This is a genomic window from Candidatus Zymogenaceae bacterium (genome assembly GCA_016931225.1).
Classification (GTDB): Bacteria; Desulfobacterota; Zymogenia; order Zymogenales; family Zymogenaceae; genus JAFGFE01.
In genome coordinates this window covers 69,213-93,765 of record JAFGFE010000031.1, presented here as the reverse complement: position 1 = coordinate 93,765, position 24,553 = coordinate 69,213, and the positions used below count along the sequence as shown (strand labels likewise).

Annotated in this window: 25 protein-coding genes; 19 read left to right on the top strand and 6 right to left on the bottom strand. The window is 53.4% G+C overall.

From position 1 onward, the window contains the following. Window positions 1-13: 13 nt before the first annotated feature. The 14 genes from ald to JW885_12480 all read left to right on the top strand — a co-directional run bounded on the left by ald (window position 14) and on the right by JW885_12480 (window position 12,965). Window positions 14-1,111, top strand: coding sequence for an alanine dehydrogenase (gene ald / locus JW885_12545; GenBank protein MBN1882996.1), 1,098 nt, complete (start codon window positions 14-16; stop codon window positions 1,109-1,111). A gap of 102 nt (window positions 1,112-1,213) precedes the next feature. Further along, a complete protein-coding gene (locus JW885_12540; protein ID MBN1882995.1) occupies window positions 1,214-2,191 on the top strand; it encodes a MoxR family ATPase in 978 nt (325 codons plus the stop codon). Further along, entirely contained in the window at window positions 2,188-3,108 is a 921-nt protein-coding gene (locus JW885_12535; protein MBN1882994.1) for a VWA domain-containing protein, read from the top strand. The genes JW885_12540 and JW885_12535 overlap by 4 nt, the downstream gene beginning before the upstream one ends. Window positions 3,109-3,160: 52 nt before the next feature. Further along, the gene (locus JW885_12530) at window positions 3,161-4,294 is read left to right on the top strand and encodes a 2-hydroxyacyl-CoA dehydratase (protein ID MBN1882993.1); all 1,134 of its coding nucleotides are present in this window, start codon (window positions 3,161-3,163) and stop codon (window positions 4,292-4,294) included. Window positions 4,295-4,400: 106 nt separating this feature from the next. Continuing rightward, complete coding sequence (locus JW885_12525) at window positions 4,401-5,600, top strand: 2-hydroxyacyl-CoA dehydratase (protein ID MBN1882992.1); 1,200 nt, start codon at window positions 4,401-4,403, stop codon at window positions 5,598-5,600. Window positions 5,601-5,663: 63 nt separating this feature from the next. After that, window positions 5,664-5,894: a MoaD/ThiS family protein gene (locus JW885_12520; protein ID MBN1882991.1), complete on the top strand. Its 231-nt coding sequence runs from the start codon at window positions 5,664-5,666 to the stop codon at window positions 5,892-5,894. Window positions 5,895-5,897: 3 nt separating this feature from the next. Beyond that, window positions 5,898-7,802, top strand: a complete 1,905-nt coding sequence (locus tag JW885_12515; protein ID MBN1882990.1) for an aldehyde ferredoxin oxidoreductase family protein — start codon at window positions 5,898-5,900, stop codon at window positions 7,800-7,802. 39 nt (window positions 7,803-7,841) lie between these two features. Further along, window positions 7,842-8,903 carry a tetratricopeptide repeat protein gene (locus JW885_12510; protein MBN1882989.1) on the top strand — a complete coding sequence of 354 codons (1,062 nt, stop codon included), beginning with the start codon at window positions 7,842-7,844 and terminating at the stop codon, window positions 8,901-8,903. 72 nt (window positions 8,904-8,975) lie between these two features. After that, window positions 8,976-9,710, top strand: a complete 735-nt coding sequence (locus JW885_12505; protein MBN1882988.1) for a metallophosphoesterase family protein — start codon at window positions 8,976-8,978, stop codon at window positions 9,708-9,710. A gap of 175 nt (window positions 9,711-9,885) precedes the next feature. Then, window positions 9,886-10,617 (top strand): sulfite exporter TauE/SafE family protein, encoded by a 732-nt coding sequence (locus tag JW885_12500; GenBank protein ID MBN1882987.1) that lies wholly within the window; start codon window positions 9,886-9,888, stop codon window positions 10,615-10,617. A gap of 187 nt (window positions 10,618-10,804) precedes the next feature. Next, on the top strand, window positions 10,805-11,266 hold the full coding sequence (locus JW885_12495; GenBank protein ID MBN1882986.1) for a universal stress protein: 462 nt from the start codon (window positions 10,805-10,807) through the stop codon (window positions 11,264-11,266). Between the two features lie 88 nt (window positions 11,267-11,354). Then, window positions 11,355-11,804, top strand: a complete 450-nt coding sequence (locus tag JW885_12490; protein ID MBN1882985.1) for a universal stress protein — start codon at window positions 11,355-11,357, stop codon at window positions 11,802-11,804. A 323-nt stretch (window positions 11,805-12,127) separates the two neighbouring features. Continuing rightward, window positions 12,128-12,643: a GNAT family N-acetyltransferase gene (locus tag JW885_12485; protein MBN1882984.1), complete on the top strand. Its 516-nt coding sequence runs from the start codon at window positions 12,128-12,130 to the stop codon at window positions 12,641-12,643. 31 nt (window positions 12,644-12,674) lie between these two features. Then, the gene (locus JW885_12480) at window positions 12,675-12,965 is read left to right on the top strand and encodes an antibiotic biosynthesis monooxygenase (GenBank protein MBN1882983.1); all 291 of its coding nucleotides are present in this window, start codon (window positions 12,675-12,677) and stop codon (window positions 12,963-12,965) included. Window positions 12,966-12,995: 30 nt separating this feature from the next. On the opposite strand, the gene JW885_12475 is transcribed toward JW885_12480, so the two are convergent. The 4 genes from JW885_12475 to JW885_12460 form a co-directional block, all read right to left on the bottom strand. After that, a complete protein-coding gene (locus tag JW885_12475) occupies window positions 12,996-13,409 on the bottom strand; it encodes a hypothetical protein (protein ID MBN1882982.1) in 414 nt (137 codons plus the stop codon). Between the two features lie 31 nt (window positions 13,410-13,440). Next, window positions 13,441-14,265, bottom strand: a complete 825-nt coding sequence (locus JW885_12470) for an SDR family oxidoreductase (GenBank protein MBN1882981.1) — start codon at window positions 14,263-14,265, stop codon at window positions 13,441-13,443. Window positions 14,266-14,413: 148 nt separating this feature from the next. Then, window positions 14,414-14,911, bottom strand: coding sequence for a hypothetical protein (locus JW885_12465; GenBank protein MBN1882980.1), 498 nt, complete (start codon window positions 14,909-14,911; stop codon window positions 14,414-14,416). Between the two features lie 138 nt (window positions 14,912-15,049). Then, window positions 15,050-15,388, bottom strand: coding sequence for a helix-turn-helix transcriptional regulator (locus JW885_12460; protein MBN1882979.1), 339 nt, complete (start codon window positions 15,386-15,388; stop codon window positions 15,050-15,052). Between the two features lie 336 nt (window positions 15,389-15,724). Between JW885_12460 and JW885_12455 the strand changes: the two genes are divergently transcribed. Beyond that, window positions 15,725-17,614 (top strand): thiamine pyrophosphate-binding protein, encoded by a 1,890-nt coding sequence (locus tag JW885_12455; GenBank protein ID MBN1882978.1) that lies wholly within the window; start codon window positions 15,725-15,727, stop codon window positions 17,612-17,614. A 233-nt stretch (window positions 17,615-17,847) separates the two neighbouring features. Further along, window positions 17,848-19,539, top strand: a complete 1,692-nt coding sequence (locus JW885_12450) for a dihydroxy-acid dehydratase (GenBank protein MBN1882977.1) — start codon at window positions 17,848-17,850, stop codon at window positions 19,537-19,539. A gap of 238 nt (window positions 19,540-19,777) precedes the next feature. On the opposite strand, the gene JW885_12445 is transcribed toward JW885_12450, so the two are convergent. Continuing rightward, a complete protein-coding gene (locus tag JW885_12445; protein ID MBN1882976.1) occupies window positions 19,778-20,563 on the bottom strand; it encodes a nitrilase in 786 nt (261 codons plus the stop codon). A gap of 206 nt (window positions 20,564-20,769) precedes the next feature. Here JW885_12445 and JW885_12440 point away from each other — a divergent pair, with 206 nt between their 5' ends. Then, on the top strand, window positions 20,770-21,738 hold the full coding sequence (locus JW885_12440; GenBank protein MBN1882975.1) for a threonine/serine dehydratase: 969 nt from the start codon (window positions 20,770-20,772) through the stop codon (window positions 21,736-21,738). Between the two features lie 35 nt (window positions 21,739-21,773). After that, complete coding sequence (locus JW885_12435) at window positions 21,774-23,006, top strand: response regulator (protein ID MBN1882974.1); 1,233 nt, start codon at window positions 21,774-21,776, stop codon at window positions 23,004-23,006. Here JW885_12435 and JW885_12430 read toward each other — a convergent pair. After that, complete coding sequence (locus JW885_12430; GenBank protein ID MBN1882973.1) at window positions 22,996-23,649, bottom strand: response regulator transcription factor; 654 nt, start codon at window positions 23,647-23,649, stop codon at window positions 22,996-22,998. The genes JW885_12435 and JW885_12430 overlap by 11 nt on opposite strands. 292 nt (window positions 23,650-23,941) lie before the next feature. On the opposite strand from JW885_12430, the gene JW885_12425 reads away from it, so the two are divergent. Next, window positions 23,942-24,331, top strand: coding sequence for a response regulator transcription factor (locus tag JW885_12425; GenBank protein MBN1882972.1), 390 nt, complete (start codon window positions 23,942-23,944; stop codon window positions 24,329-24,331). Window positions 24,332-24,553: the final 222 nt, after the last annotated feature.

The window sequence follows — 24,553 nt, the reverse complement described above, 5'->3', positions numbered from 1 at the left end:
CAGGAGGAGTATCATGAAAGTGGGCATACCGAAGGAAATAAAGTCGGAGGAAAATCGGGTCGCCCTGACCCCCGCCGGCGCATCTGCGTTTGTCTCTCACGGCCATGATGTATTCATCGAAAAGGGGGCGGGCCTGGGGAGCGGACTGACCGATGAGGAATACATCGCCGCCGGAGCGAAAATCCTTCCCACGAAGGAGGATGTCTGGGGTGAAGCCGAGATGATCATAAAGGTCAAGGAGCCGCTGGGTCCGGAATTCGACCTGATGAACGATCACATTCTCTTCACCTACCTGCACCTGGCGGCCGACGAGGAGTTGACCAAAAAGCTTTTAGGGAAAAACATTACGGGCATCGCCTACGAGACGATTCAGCTTTCCGACGGCTCGTTGCCGCTTCTGGCGCCTATGAGTGAGGTTGCGGGACGGCTCTCCATCCAGATGGGCGCCCGCTGTCTGGAGGCCATAGGCGGCGGCATGGGAATTTTACTCTCAGGTGTATCCGGCGTGCCCCCGGCGAAGGTGGTGATCATCGGTGCGGGAATCGCGGGGGCGAACGCATGTTTCGTCGCCGTGGGCATGGGTGCACGGGTGAGCATCCTCGATGTAAATCCGGCGAAGCTCAGGTACATTCATGACGTCATGGGAGGACACGTGGTAACCGTCATGTCCAACCGGGCCAATATCGAAGAGGAAGTCCTCTCTGCGGACCTGGTGGTGGGAGCGGTATTGATCCCCGGCGCGAAGGCTCCGAGTCTCGTCACCAGGGATATGATCTCCCGGATGAGGAAGGGCTCGGCCATTGTGGATATCGCCGTGGACCAGGGAGGATGTATCGAGACCACGAAACCGACGACGCATGCAAATCCGACCTATGTCGTCGACGGAGTGGTGCATTACGCCGTTGCGAATATGCCTGGGGCTGTACCCCGGACATCGACCTTCGCCCTGACGAATGCAACCCTTTCCTACGGGCTGAATATCGCCGATAAGGGGGTAGAGAAGGCCGTTGAGGACGATCCGGACCTGAAGAAGGGAGTGAATATCATCAATAAAAAGCTCAGCTGCAAGGCGGTGGCAGAGGCCTTCGGCATGGATTGCATAGAGATTTGAAAATTCACTTGCGCTGGCGATGGATACTTGTTATAATAAAAATTCGATCAATTGAAGTGGTGATCGGGTTACTCTACTGACGCTGAGGAGTTGGTTTCTGAAATGCTCAAAACTGCAGCACAGATCAAAGACGTACTGGATCGATATGTTATCGGTCACGAAGATATAAAGGAGGGGATCCTCCTTGCACTGATTGCCAGGGAGCATGTGTATATAGAAGGATCTCCGGGAACCGCCAAGACCATGCTCGCAGAGCTGACGGCAAAGGCGGCGGACCTGAGTTTCTATTTCTATCAGTTTCACCGGGACACAAAGCTCTCCGAGCTCATCGGGGACTACATCATCACCCGTGAGAAGGAAAAGGGATCCGACGGCAATTCGGGGGACGGTGAGCTGATACGGCAAAAGCTCGTTCCCGGCGGCATCCTGACCACACAAATCGCGGTTCTGGATGATATCACCCGGGCGCCCGGTGAAGCCCTGAATATCCTGCTTCGGCTCCTGAACGAGCGGGAATACAAGGGCATCAGCCTGCCCCTGATTACTGCGATCGCCACCAGCAATCCAACCCAGGACGATTATTACAACGAGCCTTTGGATCTTGCGAACCTGGATCGGTTCGCCATTCAGCTCAGGACCGGCGGATTGATTACCCAATCGAGCTGGGACGAGGCCATGGATGTGATGAATTACTATATCGATCACATCTATGATAAGGACTCCGTCGAAGGATACCACACCGACACGTTCGATCGGCCCATCGACTATCTGCTCAAGATTCACGTTCCTGACGACGTGAAGAGGAGATTGATGGCCTTTTTGAATCGGCTCGTGGACGAGTTTCACCTGAATGAATCCAATTCGCTTCTGACCGATCGAACGTTTCTCGTCAAGGCGGTGAACGTGCTCAAGTCCAAGGCGATTATCGAGGGGAGAAATGAGGTTATCCCCTCGGACCTCATTGTGCTCAAATACATGACCACATTTCGGGTCCCCGAGGATGTGCATCAACGGATGGAAGAGATCCTCTCTGACATCATTGAAAAAAAAAAGCTGAGCTTCCAGAACATGAGGAATTGACAGAGGAGTTTCGCCCAGAAGAGACAAAAGAGGGCAACACCGAACCGGCCGAAATCTCCGACAAGGATTTCGACAGTTTTCCCGAAGAATCCTTCAATGTAAAGGAACTCCTCCCCTCCAGGGAAAAGCGGGGTGAGGAGGCGCCGGTCCGTGACGAGGATGAAGTAAACCGGGAGACTCTCAAGGACGTTCGTCCCATCCTCAAGGTCATTGAGGGAAACATCATTCAAAAAACCGAAGAACTCATGCGTGATTACGGCGGCTCTCCCAGGTCGTGGACGAATCTTGAGGATTTTTCCCAATTCGACGACCTCGATCCGGTGGAATCGACCATCTGGCTGGATATGCTCAATCCGAAGCTTCCCAGGGCCATGATGCGATCGAAAAAGATCAAGGGCGGGGCGCTGGCGATCATCAGGGACATCAGCTCATCCATGACCGGCTCACGGGCGCAGTGGTCGTCCATGCTGATTCTGGGCCTCATCCGCATGACCAGGCGCCGCAGGATGCGCCTGGGTTACATAGAGTTCAACCATCAGTCTACAAAATATCTCAAGGATCAATCGTTTTTCACCCGATCGTATAACAGGATCGGCGAGATGGCGTCCCGCTGTCTCTGCAGTGGATTTACAAACTATCAGCTTCCGCTGCTGGATGTCATCCGGGAGTTCAACATCGTGTATGACAAGATCAAGCACGTTGTGTTCATCACCGACGGCCGACCGACGGAGGGAGACCGGGAAATCGCCCGGGAGATAGAGCTTGCAAAACGGGATAATATCGCGGTACACTCCATCTACATCGGAAAGAAGGAATCTCCGGAGATTCTTCGTATCCTGTCTGAGGAAACGGGCGGTGCCCATTTTCAGGTGGGAAGCGACGAGTTCGGAAGAATCAAATTGAGAACGCTGAACTGACATATAAAATATTATGTATGCCTAATATCTGTTGATTCACAAGGGGTGCTGAATGGATGCCGCTGAGGTGTTGCAGGAAATACGGCGGATCGTGGAGGACCCGGTGACGGCGGGGAAACGATTCAAGGATACGTTACAAAAGCCGATCATCGGGTATTTTTGTACCTACACACCGGAAGAGATGATCCATGCTGCGGGTTGTGTGCCGTACCGCATTATGGGAAGAAAAAAACAGGTGGAATTCGCAGACAGGCATCTCCAGAGCTATTCATGCTCGCTGGTGCGGACCGCTCTGGACACGGCGCTCTCCGGAGATCTTAGTTTCATTGATGGGACGGTGTTCCCCCACACCTGCGACTCCATACAACGCCTGTCGGACATCTGGCGTATAAACGCGGGCTTCTCTTATCATGCGGATATCGTGCTGCCGGTCAAGCTCCACACGGAGAGCGCCCGAACCTATGTCATCGAGGAGCTTTCCGCGTTTCGTGCGTCTCTGGAGGAGTTTGTCGACGGAGAAATCACGGATGACTCCCTGTGGGACAGCATCAGAATGTATAACCGAATGCGCGATAACCTCAATCGCCTTCATGATATCAAGAGAAAACACCCGGGCATCGTTGGGTCGAAAATCACCGATGACTGCGTCCAGGCGGCCATGTATATGCCGGTACAGGAGCACAATCGCCTGATAGAGGAGTTGCTGTCCGAGCTTGAGGGAAAAGAAGATCCATACGATCCGATACGGGTGGTCGTCGTCGGGAATATGTGTGTATTCACCGATATATATGATTGTATCGAAAATGCCGGCGCCTCCGTGTCGGGTGATGATATATGTACCGGTTCACGGTATTATTCCCTCAACGTCGATGTGAAAAAGAAGGATCCCATCGAAGCCCTGGCCGACCGCATTATTCAACGACCCCTGTGTGCGGCGAAGCACAGCCTCGATTTTGACCGGGGAATGTATCTTAAGAGCATCATCGACAATGCGAATGCGAAGGGGGTCATCTTTCTTCTCATCAAGTTCTGCGATCCCCACTCATTTGATTACCCACACCTGAAGAACGCGGTCGAGGAAAAGGGACTTCCCCACATGCTGATAGAGATGGAAATGGATAATCCGAGCCCGGGGCAGATCAGGACACGGATCGAGGCGTTCATCGAAATGCTCGCCCAGGGATGATGTGATATAATTTCATAAAAAACGCGACTTGTTTGACGTATAGCTCAAGGAGAGAACGGTGTCAGAGGAAAAAAAGGGTGCCGATTCCGGGAAGGAAAAAAAGAAAATGCGCTCCGCCAAGGCCATGCGCCAGCTCATGACCGATTATTACACAGGCGCGAAAATAGCCGAGGCCGACGGCTCCAAGAAAATCGCATGGATTACCAGCGGCGGCCCGGTGGAGCCGCTTCACGCCATGGATGTTATCCCGATATATCCGGAGAATCACGGGGCCATGCTGGGGGCGTCGAGGATGAGTGTCGATATGTGCCAGGTCGCTGAAGACATGGGGTATGCCCGGGATCTCTGCTCGTATTTTCGGGGGGACATCGGCAGCGCCGTCACCAAACAAAGTCCAATTCCCGGGGGACTGCCCAAGCCCGACTTCCTCATTGCATGCAACAACATCTGCGGCACCGTTACAAAATGGTACGAAGTGCTCTCCCGCTTTTTCGACGTTCCGATGTTTCTGATTGATACGCCCTTTATCCACCAGACAAAAACCACACAAAGCGCCGCGTATGTGACCGCACAGATGCAGGAATATGTTGATTTTCTGGAGCAGCAATGCGGCACGCCATTTGACATGGACAGATTCGGAGAAGTCGCACAACTTTCCATGGAAGGGGTACGGCTCTGGAACAAGGTGCTTTCGACGTGTGAAAACAGCCCCTCACCAATTAGCTGTTTTGACGCATTTTTCTTTTTGGGACCCATCGTGACGCTTCGGGGCACGGAGGAAAACAACGAGTTCTACCGTGGTCTGCTTGCAGAGCTTGAGGAGCGTGTCGCCGAGGGCATCGCCGCGGTCGATAACGAGAAGTATCGACTGCTGTGGGACAACCTGCCGATATGGTATCAACTGAGGCCGCTGTCGGAGCTGTTCTCATCCTATGGGGCGTGCCTGGTGGCAGACACCTACACAAACGCCTGGGCGAGACAGCGAATAGACCCGGATAATCCGCTGGAAAGCCTGGCGGAGTGTTACACCCAGATCTACCTCAATATCGATATCGAGATCATGGCGGAAGAGATCAAGGGTCTTATTTCCCGTTACAAAGCGGATGGCTTCGTGCTTCACTCAAACCGCTCCTGCAAGCCCTACTCTCTGGGCCAATACGATATCGCACGGATGATCCAGGAAGATACCGGGATACCCACGCTCGTCATCGAAGCGGACATGACCGACGAACGGGTATATTCCGAGGCCCAGGCGAAAACCAGGATTGAGGCGTTTATCGAGACGCTGGAGTCCAAGAGACAGTAATAACAGTTCTCGTTCACGCCTTGTGCGCATTTCGCAGCAATTGCAATATGTAATCCGGTATATATGGTAACGATCAGACTTGCCGTCGGCTTGAGACATCACTTCGAGGGGAGGGAGGAGATTTATGTCGAAGCCGACAGCTTTATCAATGCCATTGAAAGACTTCGTATAAAAAAGGACGAAATAGGAATAGTACTGGTCAATGACAGGCCGATCTCCGGGAAAGAGAGGAGGGATCTTCGCCTGTTTGACGATGATATCGTTGATATATATCCGATCTTTGGAGGAGGTTAACGGATGGCGGAAGAAACAACCCGCGGCGGGTATTGGAATAGAATTCTGAGGGTAAATCTGACCGAAGGCTCTCATCGGGTTGAAGAGCTGGATGACGGCTTCATGCGGACATACCTGGGGGGACGATCACTGGGGCTTTTCTTCCTCCTGAAGGAGACCGCTCCGAATATCGATCCGCTGTCTGAGGAGAATCTCCTTATTCTGGCGAACGGCGCCGTAACCGGCGCGCCCGGTCCGGCGATTCCCCGATTTACCGCGGTTGCAAAATCGCCTCTGACCGGCGGCCTTGCCGCTTCCGAGGCCGGCGGATTCTGGGGCCCTGAGCTGAAGTTCGCCGGATACGACGCCCTGATCGTCGAGGGAAAATCCAAGAGCCCGGTGTATCTCTGGATAACCGACACGGCCGTGGAGATCAGGCCGGCGGATTCCATCTGGGGAACAGGCGCAAAGCCGGCACAGGAGGCCATCAGGGAGGAAGTGGGCGAACAGCGCGCCAGGGTACTGATAATCGGACAGGCGGGCGAGAACCTTGTTCGATACGCCAATCTCGGAAACGACCTGGGCCATTTCAACGGAAGGAACGGCCTCGGGGCGGTCATGGGGAGCAAGAACCTGAAGGCGGTGGCGGTAAAGGGTTCAAAAAAACTCCCGCTTGCCGATCCGAAAGCACTGAAGAACATCGCAAAGGAGTTCGCACAAACCTTCAAGGACAATCCCATCGGCAATTCTCTGTTCGAATACGGCACGACCATCGGCGTCAACGCCATGATGGCGGGGGGGGCATTGCCCACCAACAACTGGGACAGGGGGATCCTTGAAGGAGGCGAAAATCTCTTCTGCAACAAGTACAATGAGGAAATCCTCAAAGACAGAAAAGGGTGCTTCGCATGTCCGATTCGCTGTAAGCGGGTCATAGAGGTGACCAGGGGGGATATCAGTGTCGATTCGGAGTACGGCGGGCCGGAATACGAAACCATCGCCGCACTGGGCTCGAACGTCGGCATCAACGACCTGGCTGTCGTCGCCAAGGCGAACGAGCTCGCAAACCACTTCGGTATAGATTCCATCTCCCTGGGAATGGCAATCTCTTTTGCGATTAAGTGCTATGAAGAGGAAATCCTGACCGACAAGGATACCGGCGGCATGGAGCTCTCCTTCGGGGACGGTGAGATGCTGCTGAAACTGATCGAAATGACGGCGCACCGCGATGGGATCGGGGACCTCCTTGCGGAGGGGCAGGCGCGGATGGCGAAGAAAATCGGGAAGGGATCGGAAAAATATACCATCACCATCAAGGGACAGGAAGTACCCATGCACGACATCCGGACGAAAACCGGGGTTGGACTGGGATATGTGGTGTCAGATATCGGTGCGGATCATCTGGTTGCGCCTCACGATTCGTTCTTTACCGTCGATGATACCTGGAGCTTCGGTGAAGCGAGAAAACTGGGGTTGACGGTGGCCGTTGATGCGCTTGATCTCTCGGAGCAAAAGGCAAAAAATTACGTAATTATCAGCAGGTATGCCCGGATGCTCGATGTCATCGGGGGGTGTTTTTTCGGTTTTGCGCCGCGCGGCCCGATGTCGGTGGATACCATGCTGGATATGATTAAGTCGATCACCGGCTGGGAAGTGACCATACATGAGCTTCTGAGGGCGGGTGATCGGAGCATTGTGCTTTCGCGCATATACAATTTCCGTGAAGGTTTTTCAAAAGAGGATGACTGCCTTCCCGATAAATACACCGAGAATATGGTAGAAGGTCCCTTTGAGGGTACACTGGCTATTGATCCCGAGAAATTTTATCGGTATCGGGATCATTACTACCGGCTCATGGGGTGGAGTGTCGAGACCGCATATCCAACGGATACGCATATCAACGAGCTGGGGTTGGTGGAGTTTCTTTAAGCCGAAAGTGGAATGTGCCCTCAAAGGAAGAGGCGTATTGTGACGGGATGTTTTCGAAAAAACCTCACAGCCGTCATCGGCACCGTCGTGCTGATTTTCACGATGTGTGGATCGGTTGCCGGAGAAAGTTCCGACGGTGCTTCCTTCAACCGACGCTACCACACGCCGGCCCACGTGATTCTCGATATGGAACGAGCCCTGGGTTCTGAAGAATCCGACTATCTGATGCTCGATTCCATCATCGATGAGGCGGCGAGAAGAATTTCACACGATCGGTCGGGACAAAATCCGGACCCGGTGGTCGTACTCCGGGCCATTGACGATACCCTTGACGACCTGGGATTTAGCTACGGTATGCCGGAGCTGTTTCATGACGGTCTGAGAGACCGGAAACTTGACTGCTTTCACTACACCGTCACGTATGTCAGTATCGGTAAAGCTCTCAATCTTCCCCTGTACGGCGTGAGCGCCCCGGAACACGCCTTCGTCCGCTGGGACGCCGACGGCAGACACGATCCGATCAATCCCGATAATCCCGTCAACAAGGGCGACGTCAATTGGGAAGCCACGGACCCGCTGGTATTTACCGATGCGGAATGCGAATGGGATTACAACATCAATCCCTCATCTCTGATGAACGGTGTATTTCTCTACAACCTGACGTATGACGAGCTGATATCGTCCGCCCACAACAACATCGCCATATACCACGAGCTCAACGGAGACTATTCCGCCGCACTGAATCATTACGATCGTGCGTTGGAGATGTATCCGAAAGATCCGCTCCTGTACTGCAACAGGGGTGGATGGTACTACAGCGAAGGTGATCTGATGTACGCCCTCCAGGATTTATCCACCGCCATCTGGCTCGATCCGAACGACTCCGTTGCATACTACTTGAGAGGTCTTGTCCTGTTCGATATGGAAAAATACGAAGAGGCTTTTTTGGATTTCGATTATGCCGTGACGCTTTATCCCTTCGATCCTTCCTACTGGTTCTACAAGCTCTTTTCACGCCTGAGATGTGTGACCGACCGTTTATTCGACCTGCCTGTGGAAAACGGGCCGTTGACGCAGATAATGCACGAACCGATACGGTAACCGAGATCCTCCCGGTGATGGATGAGAGGAAATGGGGACGGGATCACGCGGGAGTATACATGGGATTATTACGTGAAAACAGCAGTCATTTCCGATATTCACGGGAACCTCATCGCCCTTGAGGCGTTCTTCGCCGTGACAAAACTTCTTGGTGTCGATCGTACCGTCTGCCTCGGGGATGTCGTCGGCTACAATCCCTGGCCGAATGAGTGCATTGATATATTACGAAGGTGCGGCATCCCCACGATCATGGGAAATCACGACCGCGTGGCCGCAGGCATTCAGGAGCCGATCGTCTTCAACGACATCGCCCGGGAAGCGATACTCTGGACCAGGGAGGTGCTGACGGAGAAAAACCGGGAATATCTCAGGACGCTTCCCTCCCAAATGACCGTAGATAAGAAGTATCTTCTGGTTCATGGATCGGCTATAGATCCGGATGAGTATATTCTTTCACCGGATGCCGCGGCTCACAATATCGCGGTACTGCAGGAATCAACCGATGTGACACTCTGTTTTTTCGGGCATTCTCATGTGGTGTCGTGCTTTTTATCAAATGGAACTTTCTATCTGTCCCAGGCCCCTCCGGATCTGTCCCTGGATGCTGATCTCACCTACCTGATTAATCCGGGTAGTATCGGACAGCCGAGAGACGGAGACAGCATGGCCTCATTTCTGATATTTGATGAAGATGAAAAACGGGTGAAGTTTCATCGCTTCAGGTATGATATCGAATCGGTGGTGACGGAGCTGAGCAGGCAGGGACTGAATCCGTTTTTGGGACAGCGGCTTTATCAGGGAAAATGATTGAAGAATGTGTTTGATATTTGCATAACGATACGCTATAAGGAACGAACGCGTTGATATCGTCTTGTATGATGCTTGTTTTATCTGTCGATATCGGAAGAGACCACGCGGGAATATATTGAATGAATATATCCGATTCGGATATGCATGCGTGTCACCTCATGTTCGGACTATCATGTGCATAACATCCTTCTGGGATTACGCTTTGCTTGCGGCGATAATCTTTCTCGCCTCGGGTGTGCAGGGGCTCTCCGGTTTCGGATTCGCCCTGGTCTCCATGTCTCTCTTGCCGCTTTTTTTCCCCATCACGTTCGTCACGCCCCTGGTCGCCCTGGAGGCCGCCCTGGTGACGTTTTATGTCTTTTTAACACTGAGATCCCATTTTGATATAAAAAAGCTCTCTCCCCTTCTTATCGGCGCACTCTTCGGCATTCCCCTGGGCGTGTTCGGACTGATTCATCTCAACGAGGTCGTTATCATTCGGACGTTTGCTGTGTGCCTGTTTCTCTATGCTCTCTATTCCCTTGTGGGAAGGGAGCCCTCATTTTCTCTCTCAAAAACGTGGGGATACGTGTTCGGATTCGTCTCCGGCTGCCTGGGTGGGGCCTACAATACCAGCGGTCCGCCGGCGATCATCTATACGTCGCTTCAGGACTGGGACAAAAATGAAGCAACCATTACCCTGCAATCTTATTTCATGGTGACCGCTCTCCTCATCATCGTCATGCATTCGATCAACGGACTGATAACCGTAGAAGTGCTGAAGTGTGTGGGAATTGTTATTCCGTTTTCACTGGTGGGAGTATTTATCGGGACCTATTTCTTCAGCCGCATCAAGCAAGAAACATTCAAGAGAATTGTATTCACCCTGTTGATGATCGTGTCGGCGGCGCTCTTTTTTCATTAGGAAGTCGTGTGAGAAGTGACATCGAACCACGCGATTGATCACGATACGGCGCAATCGATCCCGATGGCGAAATTGATATCCGACGGATTATCCTTGACGGGAGGCGACCTCTGATTATACAGTAATAGACACCGGGTACACCCCCGGTCGATTGATTATCAACACTTTCACGAAACGGATTTACGTAATGCTTCCAGTTACACATATTTTATGTCCCATTGACTTTTCCGAGTCATCGTATAAGGCCCTGGAAACCGCGGAGGAGCTGGCCGTCCATTTCAACGCGAAGCTGACGGTGCTGCATGTGGTGCAGGATATACCGGTTTTGCCCGCGCTTCCCACGAATCCATCGATAGACGTGCCGGAATACCAGGAAAAGCTTGAGGAGGCGGGGAGAATCGCCCTGGAGACGACAATACAGGAGAAGATATCATCGATCGTCCAGGTCGAGTCTGCGATAAAAAGCGGCAGACCCGCCGATGTCATCATCGATGTGGCCGATGAGATCAAACCGGATTTCCTCGTCATATCCACTCACGGGGAGTCCGGTGTGACACACCTCTTTTTCGGATCGGTGGCGGAAAAGGTGATCCGGCATGCGTCCTGTCCTGTACTGACCGTACAAACCGACGGCACGGAGATCCCTTGATTTCTCACCGTATCGAAAGAAGCGAGCTTCTATCGATTTTTCTGGTCAAAAAATATTTCATAGCAACATAATAGATAAGGAATAACCGATGCTGCCGATAAAAAAGATACTCTGCCCTATTGACTTTTCCGAGCCGTCATATGGGGCGCTTGATATCGCCGGAGAGCTGGCGGCGCACTTCGACGCCCGGCTCGTGATTCTGCATGTCGTCGCCGAGATTCCGTATCTCTCCGGATCGACGACCATCACGGGCGTTGATATCCCGAAATATCAGAAACAGCTGGAGGAGATTTCATTTCAAAAAATCTCGGAGATAATCAAGAGCAGGATTCCAAAGGGCGTTGAGGCGCATCCGGTCATCACCGTGGGCAAGGCAGCGGATGAAATCGTGGCGGTTTCCGATGAGCAAAAGCCCGATATCCTCGTCATCGCCACTCACGGCGAGACCGGCGTACGCCACCTGGTATTTGGATCCGTGGCGGAAAAGGTGGTCAGGCACATTCGTGTGCCGGTTTTGACCGTTCGGGCGTCGGAGTAGCACGAGCGTATACAAGGGCCATGCAAGAACGATTCGGGGAAGCGGGGTTCAAAAAGAAAAGATAATATCCGTTTCGCACGTATGTGCACTTCCCTCGTGGTTTTCAACCGACGGATGACCGGATGTGCACCCACGGTGTGTCGACGACAGTGAAGACCGGGCTTTTCCCACCTCACATATCCGACATCGAACGTACCCTTCCACAAGCGTCTGTTTAAAAAGCCGGCGGCCAAAAACGTGGAGAACCGTGATTTTTCAGGCGGGAGCGTCCAGATGACGAGAAACCTCCCATCGCGACTCATTCAATGATCTTGAGAACACGTATGGATAACGGAAAACAATCCGTACAGAACCATCATGTGACAATCACCGGGTATTATCCCGGCGTGATCGGCGAGATAGTGAAGCTCCACGGCGCCTATTATCATGAACACTGGGACCTCGATAAAACCTTCGAGGTGGAGGTGGCGCGAGAGCTCTCGGATTTCATGTGCCGGTTCGACGGCAATCGGGACGGGTTCTGGGCGGCGACGGGGAACGATGGATTTCTGGGTTCCATCTCCCTGGACGCACGAGACGACCGGGATGAAGGGGTGCGGCTTCGCTGGTTCATCGTCCGTACCGAAGCCCAGGGCCTGGGCGTCGGTACGAGGCTGATGCAGACGGCGCTTTCACACGCTGCAAACAAGGGATACGGACGGGTGTACCTGTGGACCTTCGAAGGGCTTTTGTCCGCCCGAAATATGTACGATCGTTTCGGATTCGAGGTGATTCACCAGGAGCGGGTGGTGGAGTGGGGGAGGGAGCTTTTGCAGCAGAAGATGGAACTCAAGAGATAATATTGTTCTCTACATTCTCAAGGATTGACAGATGGTTGTTATTGCGAAAATGAAGGCGAAGAAGGGGAGCGAAGGAAAACTTGAGGCGGCTCTGAAGGATATGGTCGCGAAGGTGGCGTCGGAGGAGGGGACCCTCGCCTACACGCTGCACAGGTCGATGAGCGACGGTACGGAGTTTCTTCTATACGAGAAATATACGGATCAGGACGCATTCAGCCGACACAGCGAGACCTCCCACTTCAAGGAGTTGATGGGGATTACGGCCTCTCTCCTAGACGGCCCTCCTGCGGTGGAATTATTTGAAGAGCTCGCGTCCCTGTGACGCATGGGAAGAGGAGGCTGGACTGCGTCGTCAGGGTGATGTCTGTTTTCCCATGATACATGCCGTCACCAGTCCGAAGCCGAAGCACCATAGGTTGATGAAGGCGTTCAGGACAGTATCCAGCGGGGTGATGGAATACATTCCGTTCTGAATGTTGAAACTGGCATCCAGAATCCCAAGAAACATCAGTCCGCCGGACGCCACCAGGGAGAGGACGATGCCGCCGTATCGTTCCTTTATAAGCAGCACTCCCGCAATAATCAGCACGATGGAGAGGATGCAGTCCGGGGGCGGGAAGGAGTGCTCGAACACGAAATATCCTTCGGGCGGCGTTTCAGGCGCCAGGCCGACGGTGAAAAATCCGATCCAGAACAGGATAATGCCGACGCCGGTGATGATCTCAAGCCAGGCGATCGGCAGGCGTCCCTTTATCTGTATATCCATCACAACCTCCGCTTTTTACCGAGAGGCGGGATTACCCCGTGAGGTGAGCCTCTTTCTTTTTTTGGACCTTCCGAATCGTCATGTCCATGATGAATTCAACGAGTCGGGGAAAGACACGGTTGGCAAGATAGATCATGTTGCCGTCGAATCCGGTGATGATGACCGGTTTTTTCCGGCGCATACCGGAAATGAGCGACCGTGCGACGTCTTGGGCGTCCATGACCTTGGCGTTTTCCGAAAGGGCCTTTGTTTCCACCGGTTTTTCCTTGTTCTCCTCCTCAAAGCCGGGGGTATCCGTATCCGGGGGGCATAATGCGCTGACCGTAATGCCGTGGGATTTCAGCTCGCTCCGAAGCGAGAGGGTGAGTCCCATGACCCCGAACTTGGAGGCAGCGTAGTCGGAATACCCGAACACACCCATGAAACCCGCCAGGGACGACACATTCACGATATAGCCGCCACGTTCTTTCATATGGGGGACAACAGAGGACGTCACATACCACACGCCGCAGAGGTTGGTCCGTATCGTTCGGTCGAATTGTTCTATGGTGATGTCCTCGAAGTAGCGGGGTCTGGCGAGACCGGCGTTGTTGACCAGCACGTCGGGGACTTCCAGCTCTTTTATAGCGTCGGCGATGGATGAGTCCACAGACTTCGGGTCGGTCACGTCCATCCGGAATGCCGCGAACTTCTGGTCGTCCAGGATTTTTATATCTTGCAAACGAGCCAGCGCGGAATCAAGATCTTTTTGCCCTCGGGCGAAGATCGCCACATCGGCGCCTCGTGATGCGAACTCACAGGCGATGGCCCCGCCGATCCCCTTGGAGCCGCCGGTCACAAAAACCACTTTCTTCATCACATCTTTCACGGTATATCCTTATCGTATGTATGTATCGGTAAAGCATGGGTGCGTATTGAAGTACGTATATGTATGTAATGTATAGATACCTGCTTCACACCAGTGCGTATCGGCAGCAGATGTGTCGGAGAAAAAGTATATTGTATTACTTCTCCTTCAGCCAGGAGGCGCCGATACTCTTAAAAATTCGATCGTAGACCTCTCTGATGCTGTTCTGGTTCCCGTATGTGGAAAGTCGATACATCATGAGAACATCATGAAAATTCTTGACCTTGTTAGAGGTGAATTGATCTATATAATAATTCACGATCCGATCCGGCAGCATAATGGAAATGGAAAGATTGAGGAATACGTCATCATCCGGGATGTCCGAGAGGTACAGAAATGGGGAATTATCCCGATTGAAACGATCCCTGAGAAAAAATGCCAGGCCGTAGAATGTCTTGTACCGATCGTCGAGGCGGCTGCTGAGAACGATCACCGGCACGCCGTCAACATAATGCAGAAATCCGGCACAGAACAAATCACAGACGACCAGGGGGACATTGTAGAGATCCAAGATGTCGAGAAATTCTTCATACGTGAGGATGCTGTTGTCGGCGTATGAACGCTCGGCGTCATGACTATCGGCGTGTTTTTCCATCAGTACAAACTCAGACGGTTATTTCTTTACAATAGCATAGCATAAACAATCGGAAATGCCGATGTCAAGAAAAACTTTTTCCTGTTGATCGGGACCAAAAATGCGCCGGAGTGGTGCATACGTTGCTAAAGCGTTCCGTCATCGACCGTTTTTCAGTCGGTCCACCGCATCGATGGACAGGCGTAGGGCGTTTTCAAGCTGTTGTATCTCCTTATCCGAAATGAATCTCCGGGCGTTACCGTCTATGGTATCGAGCAGGGCGGAGAGGTCGGTACTTCTGAGGGGATCGGGGTGAATGGAGACGATCTCGAACAATTCATCAGTTGAAATGTTCAGCGCATCGGCGATTTTGGATGCCTCTTCGGGATTCGGTCGTTCGGTGCGGATTTCCAGACTCCGGATGCGTTGTTCGGCGATTCCCGTTCTCAGGGCGAGTTCTTGAAGTGTCATATTGAGGGATTCTCGGAAATGTTTCATGGTTTTTTCCGTCCTGACGCCTCTCCCGGTCACGGGCGACTCCTCGCATTTGTGAGTTTTTTTGTAGTAATGTCATACCGTTTTTTTCGGCCGTTGTCAATCAACATTTTCTTCCGTCTGACACGGGATTGAACGACAAAAACATGAAAAAAACGTGAAATACATTCCTTCTCGAGATGCGTATCCGGAGTCGATTGGATCTGTAATCTGCTCGGCTCGATTGTAACTATTTTTCTGCTTGAAATGGCACTGCATTTACGCTATGTTTATTTCCGGTATAATGTGGACCGCCAGGTTCCGGCAGTCTTGAAAAAATAAAAAAACATCGGGGGATCCATGTCCGATCAGGAAAAAATCACTCGGGAAAGAACGCTTAGGGCGCGGGCCATACAAGAGGCGGGGGGAATTGATGAAGCCCTTGATGCGGGCACGCTCCCGCAATACGCGGATATCACCCTCTCTGAAGCAATAGTCCTTGGACTCATTCGCCAGGATGTGACCACGTTTCTGGGCATATTCGGGCACGGCTCAACGGAAATAGGTGAAGTTCTGAGAGTCTATGAAGGGGAGGGACTTGTCAGGACCTACCCGGTCAGACACGAGACCGAGGCGGTACACGCGGCGACGGCGCTGAGGTGGGTGACCGGCAAGAAGGCGTGCGTCTTCACGTCCATCGGCCCCGGCGCCATGCACGCCCTGGCCGGCTCTCTTGCGCCCCTCAGCGACGGGCTGGGCGTCTGGTTTCTGTTGGGGGATGAAACAACCGAGGACGAGGGTCCGAACATGCAGCAGATACCGGGTCACGAACAGAACCTGTTTCTCCAGCTTTTCGGCGTCATGGGAAATTCATACATGCTGCATACACCGGCGGCGGTGAGTGTGGCCTTACGGAGGGGGCTGAACACCGTTGATCATCCCTACCGTCGGGGGCCGTTTTACCTGTTGCTCCCCATGAACACCCAGCCGATGATCATCAACGATTTCAATATCCGAATGCTTCCCAAAAACCCGCCGCCGCCGTTGGGTCCGGCGGCCGATCATCTCTATGATGCGGCCACCGAGGCGATCATCGCGGCGAAAAAGGTGGTGGTCAAGGTCGGCGGGGGGGCACGGGAAGCCGGAGACGAGCTGATCGAGCTTCTTGACCGAATAGACGGCGTGGCGGTGACCAGCCCCCTGGTCTCGGGGGTTATCCCGTTTTGGCACGAGCGGAACATGACCGTCGGCGGTTCCAAGGGATCCATTTCGGGCAACTACGCCATGGAACAGGCGGATCTCTTGATCGTCGTCGGCAGCAGATTCGTCTGTCAGTCCGACTGCTCACGCACCGGCTATCCGAAGGTTCAGCATGTCATCAATATCAACGGCGATGTGAGTGCTGCAACCCACTACACGAAGACCACCGCAATGATCGGGGACATCAAAGCAACCCTGAAAAAACTGAACGAGGCCCTGAAGAAAAAAGGCGTATCCTCACAGAAGGGAGCCTCCGAGTGGTTCAAGAACTGTCGAAAGAAGCGGGAGGAGTGGGATCGATTTCGAGAACAGCGCTACGATACCCCGGAGATCTACGATGAGACATGGAAGCGGGAAGTCATGACACAGCCGGCGGTCATAAAGGCGGCGTCGGACTGGGCGAGAAAGAACGACGCCGTATCGTTTTATGACGCCGGCGACGTCCAAGCGAACGGATTTCAGATCGTTGAGGACGATCGACCGGGACGGACGTTCACGGAGACCGGGGCCAGTTACATGGGATTCGCCTCGTCGGCGCTGTTGGCCACGGCACTCTCGGATACTCCGTTTTACGCCCTGGCGCTTTCGGGGGACGGCTCCTTCGTCATGAATCCACAGATACTCATCGACGGGGTGGAGCACGGCGCAAAGGGATGCATCGTGGTTCTGGACAACCGGAGGATGGGTGCGATTTCCGGTCTGCAGCAGGATCAATACGGAGAGGTCTACGCCACGGGGGATTCCGTTGAGGTCGACTATGTCGCACTGGCGAATGCCGTGAAGGGGGTGAAAGCGCTCTTTGGGGGATACACGACCGAGTCGCTCATCGCGGCGCTGGATGAAGCGAAGGCCCATGACGGCGTATCGTTGATCCATGTACCGGTCTATTACGGCACGGATCCATTGGGGGGGATGGGGGTGTTCGGGAGATGGAACGTGGGCAATTGGTGCGTGAAAACCCAGTCTCTCCGGAGGGAGATAGGGCTGTAAGAGACAATAGCACGGTCGTGTCCGTTTGGCATGGAGAGCGGTGAAGTCACGGGATGAGGGGGTGGAGGGAAAAGCCGTCGAGCGGGTCTTCGGTGGTGAGGGAGGATTGAGGGACATACAGTGCGCGGTGATCGGTATGGCTGTATACCGTTTCCGTGCGAACGAACCGGCGGCGGGTCGGCGGGAAATATACTCTGCCGTTACCGCCGTTTGTCACGGGGAGGCAGGTGTTCATGGCGAAAAAGAAACCGTTTGAAGGTATTCTGAAAAATCTTACCAACTACGGCGACAGGGAATTCAGCGCATACATGAGGCGCGCATTTTTCGCGTCGGCGGGATACGACCGCGAAGACCTCAACCGCCCCATCGTCGGCGTGGTTGACACCTCCTCGGATTACAACACTTGCCACCGCCAGATGCCGGAGATGGTCGCCGCCGTCAAAAGGGGTGTTCTGGAGGCCGGGGGCCTGCCGCTCTCCTTCCCGACCATCTCCCTCAACGAAATCTATACACATCCCACGACCATGCTCTATCGCAATCTCATGGCGATGGAGACCGAGGAGATGATCCGCGCCCAGCCGATGGACGCCGTGGTACTCCTGGGCGGCTGCGATAAGACGGTCCCGGCGCAGATCATGGCGGCCATCTCGACGGACATCCCCGCCGTTTTCGTTCCCACCGGCCCCATGATGACCGGCTCCTGGAGGGGCGAGCGTCTGGGGGCGTGCACAGACTGCAGGAGGCTCTGGGCGAAGTACCGGGCGGGGGAGCTGACCGATGCAGAGATCGAGGAGATAGAGGGGGCGCTCTGCTTTACGGGCGGCTCCTGCATGGTAATGGGGACGGCCACAACCATGGCCTCTGTGGTGGAGGTCCTGGGATTCTCTCTTCCCGGCGCGGCGGTTGCACCACATGCGTCGGGTGAGAGGTTAAAGATCGCTGCGGCGTCGGGTCGCCGGGCCGTTGAAATGATACAAGAGGACATCACGCCGATGAGCTTTCTGACGGGCTCATCCTTCAAAAACGCAGTGACGGTGCTTGCGGCCATCTCCGGTTCCACAAACGCCGTCATACACCTCATCGCCGTCGCCAGGAGGGCGGGGATAACGCTCTCGCTTTCGGAGTTCGATGAAATATCCAGGATGATTCCGGTCCTGGTAAACTGTAAGCCCGTTGGCACGGAATACGCCGAGGATTTTCACCTGGCAGGCGGCGTGCCTGTGCTCCTGAAGGCACTGGAGGGCTTTCTGGATACCGATGTACGTGGGATTACCGGCAAGACGCTCCGCGATCTCCTGCGTGATGTATCGCTCCCCGGGGACTGGCAGCGGGTGATCAGGACAACGGACGACCCGGTGCAGGGTCCCGGGGCGCTTGTGGTTCTCTCCGGGAGCCTCGCCCCAAACGGCGCCGTCCTGAAGGCCGGTGCGGCGGACGGGAGGCTCTTTTCCCACACAGGACCCGCCGTGGTCTTTGAATCACCGGAGGACGCGGCACTCCGCGTTGATGACGAGTCCCTGAAGATTACCCCGGATCACGTCATGGTGCTCAGGAACTCAGGGCCGGTCGCTTCCGGCATGCCCGAGGCGGGATCTCTCCCCATCCCGAAATACCTGGCCAGACGTGGGGTAACGGACATGGTGCGAATTTCCGACGGGCGGATGAGCGGCACCTCATACGGCACGGTGGTGCTCCACTGCTCCCCCGAGGCCGCCGTCGGCGGGCCGCTGGCCCTGGTCAAAAACGGCGATATGATTACACTCGATGTGGAAAAAAGACGTATCGATATTCTTGTGGACGGGGGGGAACTCGATCGCCGCAGGAAATCATTTGTGCCTCCGGACACGCCGGAGCGGGGGTGGCGGCGGCTCTTCGCCCTGCACGTGGAACAGGCGCACCTGGGGTGCGATATGGATTTTCTCTGAGTCCAACTCTTCCAAGCCGGTAAAGAGACGAGACATACGGACGCATCAGGACTCTTTTTGTGGATTGTCACGATGCAGCTCACGGCGGCCGTCTCCACTTATCGGTACATCCAATCAGAATCAAAAAGCGCCCGAAGCGAAACGCCGGGCGCTTTCGGTATTCCTCGGACAATATTGGAAAAGGTGGACTGGCCGGGTGCGCGATATACAGGTCGTCTTTTTTTTCACAGGCCGGTATCTATTCGTACATCTCGGGCCGCCGGTCGTCGAAGATGTGGTTTTTTTCGGTGATGTTTTTATCGTCAGCCGCCCGCGGGTCAATCGTCACGGTCGAGACGGCTTCCTCGGTCTCACCGAAGGTGATCAGGTATTCCCCCGTCGGAGAGACGACCTGGGAGCCTCCGGTGAAGGTATTGTCGAACTCACCGTTAATCTCCCTGCCGACGCGGTTGGTGGTGACGATATAGACCCTGTTCTCCAGCGCTCGGGCGAACATCGCCTGCTGGCAGTAGGGGAGCACCAGGTTCGCCGGGTGCAGGATCACCTGGGCGCCGCGGAGGGCAAGGGTGCGGGCGGACTCGGGAAACGCCCAGTCGAAGCAGATCATCATGCCAAAGCATACGCCGTGATACTCGAATACCGAAAAACCGGTGTCGCCCGGTGAGAAGAAGTCCTTTTCGTGAAAAAACAGGTGCGTCTTGCGATAGTTGGAGATCACCTCGCCGTAGCCCAGGAAGAAAGACGAGTTGTAATACCGCCCGTTCGATTCCTCCGCGTACCCGCCGCATATCCCGATGTTTCTCTCCTTTGTGAGGCGAAGAAACCGAGAGAGCACCGGGTCGTCGTCGAGACGGAGGGCGGCTTTTTTGACCTCTGAGATATCCTTGAAGGTGTACCCGGAGAGGAAGAGCTCCGGAAAGATGAATATATCGGCATCGACGCCGGAAATCAGATCGATCGCCCGCTCGGCGTTCTGTTCCGTATCGAGTAAGAGTGGTTTCGACTGCACGAGCGCAATCGTCACGGCTTTCGATGTTGGAGCCGATGATGTGTGGGTATCCACGAGATCACTCCTTTTCAAAGGTGAGGAACTATACCATGGGCGGGCATACAGACGCAAGTAAAAGGGCTGCGTGGTTTTGAGCTTGACAATCAATGCAGATTGTGGCTATCGTTTTGTAAAGAAACATATCATGTGTGTCATACTGATATTATGATAAGTGAAAATCCATGATCACGTTTGCGGATATTCGGGACGCCCACACGCGCATTAAAAATTTCATCAACCGAACGCCGATCATGACGTCCCGGACGATCGATGAAATGTGTGATGCGTCTCTCTTCTTCAAGTGTGAGAACTTACAAAGGGCGGGGGCATTCAAGGCACGGGGGGCGATGAATACCCTTTCTCTCTTGACCGATGAGGAAAAAAATCGGGGCGTGGTCACCCATTCCAGCGGCAATCACGCCCAGGCGCTTGCTCTGGCGTCTCGCATGGTGGGGGTTCGGGCGACCATCGTCATGCCGAAGAGCGCCCCCCGGGTGAAGGTGGAGGCGACGAGGGGGTACGATGCCGAGGTGGTGTTCTGCGATGATACCGAGGCGGATCGTATCGCAACGACTGAATCCCTCATAGAATCACACGGCTATACGATGGTTCACCCCTATGACGACGATAGGATCATCTGCGGGGCGGCGACGGCGGCGTGGGAGCTTCTCGAAGATATCGGCGGGATCGATGTGATTGTGGCCCCGGTGGGAGGAGGGGGGCTTCTCAGTGGAACGAGTCTTGCCGCGAAGCTATCCGATGAACGCATTCGGGTCTATGCGGTGGAGCCGAAGGGGGCGGACGATGCGTACCGGTCATATCGAAAGGGAGAAATCGTAAAAAACGATCGGGTCGCAACCATCGCCGACGGCCTTCGCACGAGCCTTTCCCCTCGAACGTTTTCCATTATCCGGGAACATGTCGACGGAATCATTACCGTGTCGGATAGGGAGATCATTGAGGCCATGAGACTTCTCTGGGAGCGGATGAAGATTGTCGTGGAGCCGTCGGGCGCCGTGCCCCTGGCGGGGATATTGAAAAATGATATTCAGATCGCGAAAAAAAGGGTCGGTGTGATACTCAGCGGAGGAAATATCGATTTGGGCGGCTTTTTCGAGATGCTTGATAAAAAGATCATGGACGGATCGTAAAAGCGGCATGAATACACCAGCATGTGATGGGTACCGTGGATACTAAAGAACAAATAAACATACTCTATATGGAGGATAATAAGGGCCTTGCCCAACTGCTTCAGAAGTTATTGTCCAATAGGGGATACCATGTCGATATCGCGTTGAACGGACGTGAAGGCCTGGATACATTCGAAAAGGGATCCTACGATGTCCTGATTCTCGATCATGATATGCCGGAAATCGACGGCCTGGAGGTCGCAAAAATTCTGAGCGAAAGAAACAAACTGCCGCCGACGATCATGGTAACCGGTGCGGGCAATGAGAACATTGCTGTGGAGGCGATGAAAATAGGGGTCGGCGATTATATCGTAAAGGATGTCAGAAGCGGGTATTTTGATCTGCTGCCCTCGGTGATTGATCGGGTGCTCAACCAGAGGCGACTGGAACGTGCCCATCAACAGGCGCAGGAGGAGCTGAAGAGAACAAAGGATGAACTGGAAATCCGTGTTCGTGATCGTACCGCGGAACTTAATAAACTGAACGTCGAGCTGAAACATGAGCTCGCCGAGAGAATCCGCGCAGAAAGTCTCCTACGGGAATCGGAACAGCGGCTCCGCCATCTTTCATCCCGCCTGATGCAGGCACAGGAGAACGAGAGAAAGCGTATATCCGGTGAGCTGCATGACAGCATCGGCCAATCGCTCACCAGCATCAAGATGAAGCTTGAAAGTCTCAAGAGGCGAACGGGTCGGTCAGACGAAGGGACACACGATATGCTTTCGTCCACGGTTGAATTGTCCGGGCAAACAATAGAAGAGATCAGACGGATCGTCATGGATCTCAGACCGTCGACCCTCGATGATCTCGGGCTCATTGCCACGCTCAACTGGTTTGTTCGTGAACACCAGGGTGGATGTGAAGACATGACGGTGGAGATGAACATGTCTCTCAAAGAGGAGGACATTCCTCACCGGCTTAAAACAATCCTGTTTCGGGTTATTCAGGAAGCTTTCAATAATGCCGTGAAACACAGCGGGGCGGACCATATCTTTATTCTCTTGGAGAGAAAAGACGAGAGGCTCCTGCTGAGGATGAGAGACAACGGCTCGGGCTTCGACCTCGAGGCGTTCAATGCGTCCCGACGAAGGTATGAATCAATGGGATTGACATCGATGAGAGAACGTATCGAGTTCTCCGGAGGAAAGTTTCATCTTGACTCGCGGATTAACGAAGGCACCGAGGTTTCAGCCGAGTGGATCATCTCGGAATCGGTGATTACTGATTGATAAGCCCTTTTTCCAGTGCGAATGCCGTGACCGCAGAGGCGTTATGAAGGTCAAGCTTTTTCATGAGGTTGGCCCGATGCTTTTCCACCGTCTTGACGCTGATACACAAGTTATCGGCGATTTCCTTGTTTTTATATCCCTCGGCGATCATCTTGAGCACATCCTTTTCCCTCTGGGTCAGGCTGTCCCAGGCCGATACGACCTTCAGCTCCTTTTTCCCCTCAAGGTATCCGTTAATGACCTTCTTTGATACACCGGGACTCAGGTAGGAGCCGCCGCTCAAGACGCTCTTGATAGCCATGATCAACTCTTCCTGATTGGCGTCCTTGAGAATGTACCCGTCCGCACCGGCATTCAGCACTTCCATGATATATTCGTCTGTGTTGTGAATGGTGAGGACGAGTATCTTTGAGTAGGGACTGATCTTCTTGATCTCCTTGATTGCCCCGAGGCCGCTCATCTTCGGCATGGAGAGGTCCATCAGGATAATGTCGGGCAGAAGTTTCCGTGCAAGTCGTATGGCGACGATTCCGTCCTCGGCCTCCCCGACCACGTCCAGATCCCCCTCGGATGTCAAGAGAGACTTGAGTCCGTCCCGGAGGATGGTGTGATCCTCCGCTATCATTACGGTGTGTTTTTTCATGATACAAAAAACAAAAAACAAAATGACAGTGTGAAAGTCTACAAAATAAGGTATAATAATTAACAAAATACTGTCAAGACCTTATTTACCACAGCTTTGAGAGGGAGTAAAGTAGAAATACACACATTTATAATACATCAAATAATATTCAGCGTTTTTGCATGAAGCAGTATGTTTCCGATCTGCCGTACATGATTTCGGTGTATGTGAAACACCCGGCATGAGTGGACGCTATCTGTAGAATTAAAAGACTGTCCCGACTATCAAATTACATGTACGCATTCTATTCTGCATGAACAGAACGAAAGATTCAAAGAAACGGACTGTTCTCATCGTCGATGATCATGATCAGTTCAGAAACTCTCTCAAAGAACTGATTACCTCTCGGTTTTCATCGTTTCGATGTGAAGAGGCGAAAAGCGGCAAGGATGCGATGTTGCTTGTGGAGACGGTTCAGCCTGATCTGATTTTTATGGATATAAAGCTTCCGGACAACAATGGTCTGGAATTAACCCGCCGTATTAAAAAGACACACCCGGAAAAAATCATCATCGTTATCACGCAACATGACATACCGGAATATAAAGAGGCTTCCCTGGAAAGCGGCGCCGACTATTTTATTTCAAAGGGATCGATGGACACCGATGATATCGTTCGGTTAATCGAGCATTTCGTGACGTAATTGATAGCATATGAGAATGGGGTGTGGGCTCGACTCGAATGTTCCTGTTGCGTTTCACACCGTACATTGGAAAGACATTCCTCACACACACAACCGGATCCCGCAGGCGACCGGACTATATTTTTATACATGCATCCATAGTGTCCTGATAAATCAGGTTGACTTTGGATGTTTTGTTGTGATACTACGTATACGGATGGCGGCAAAACATAACGGGTTCCG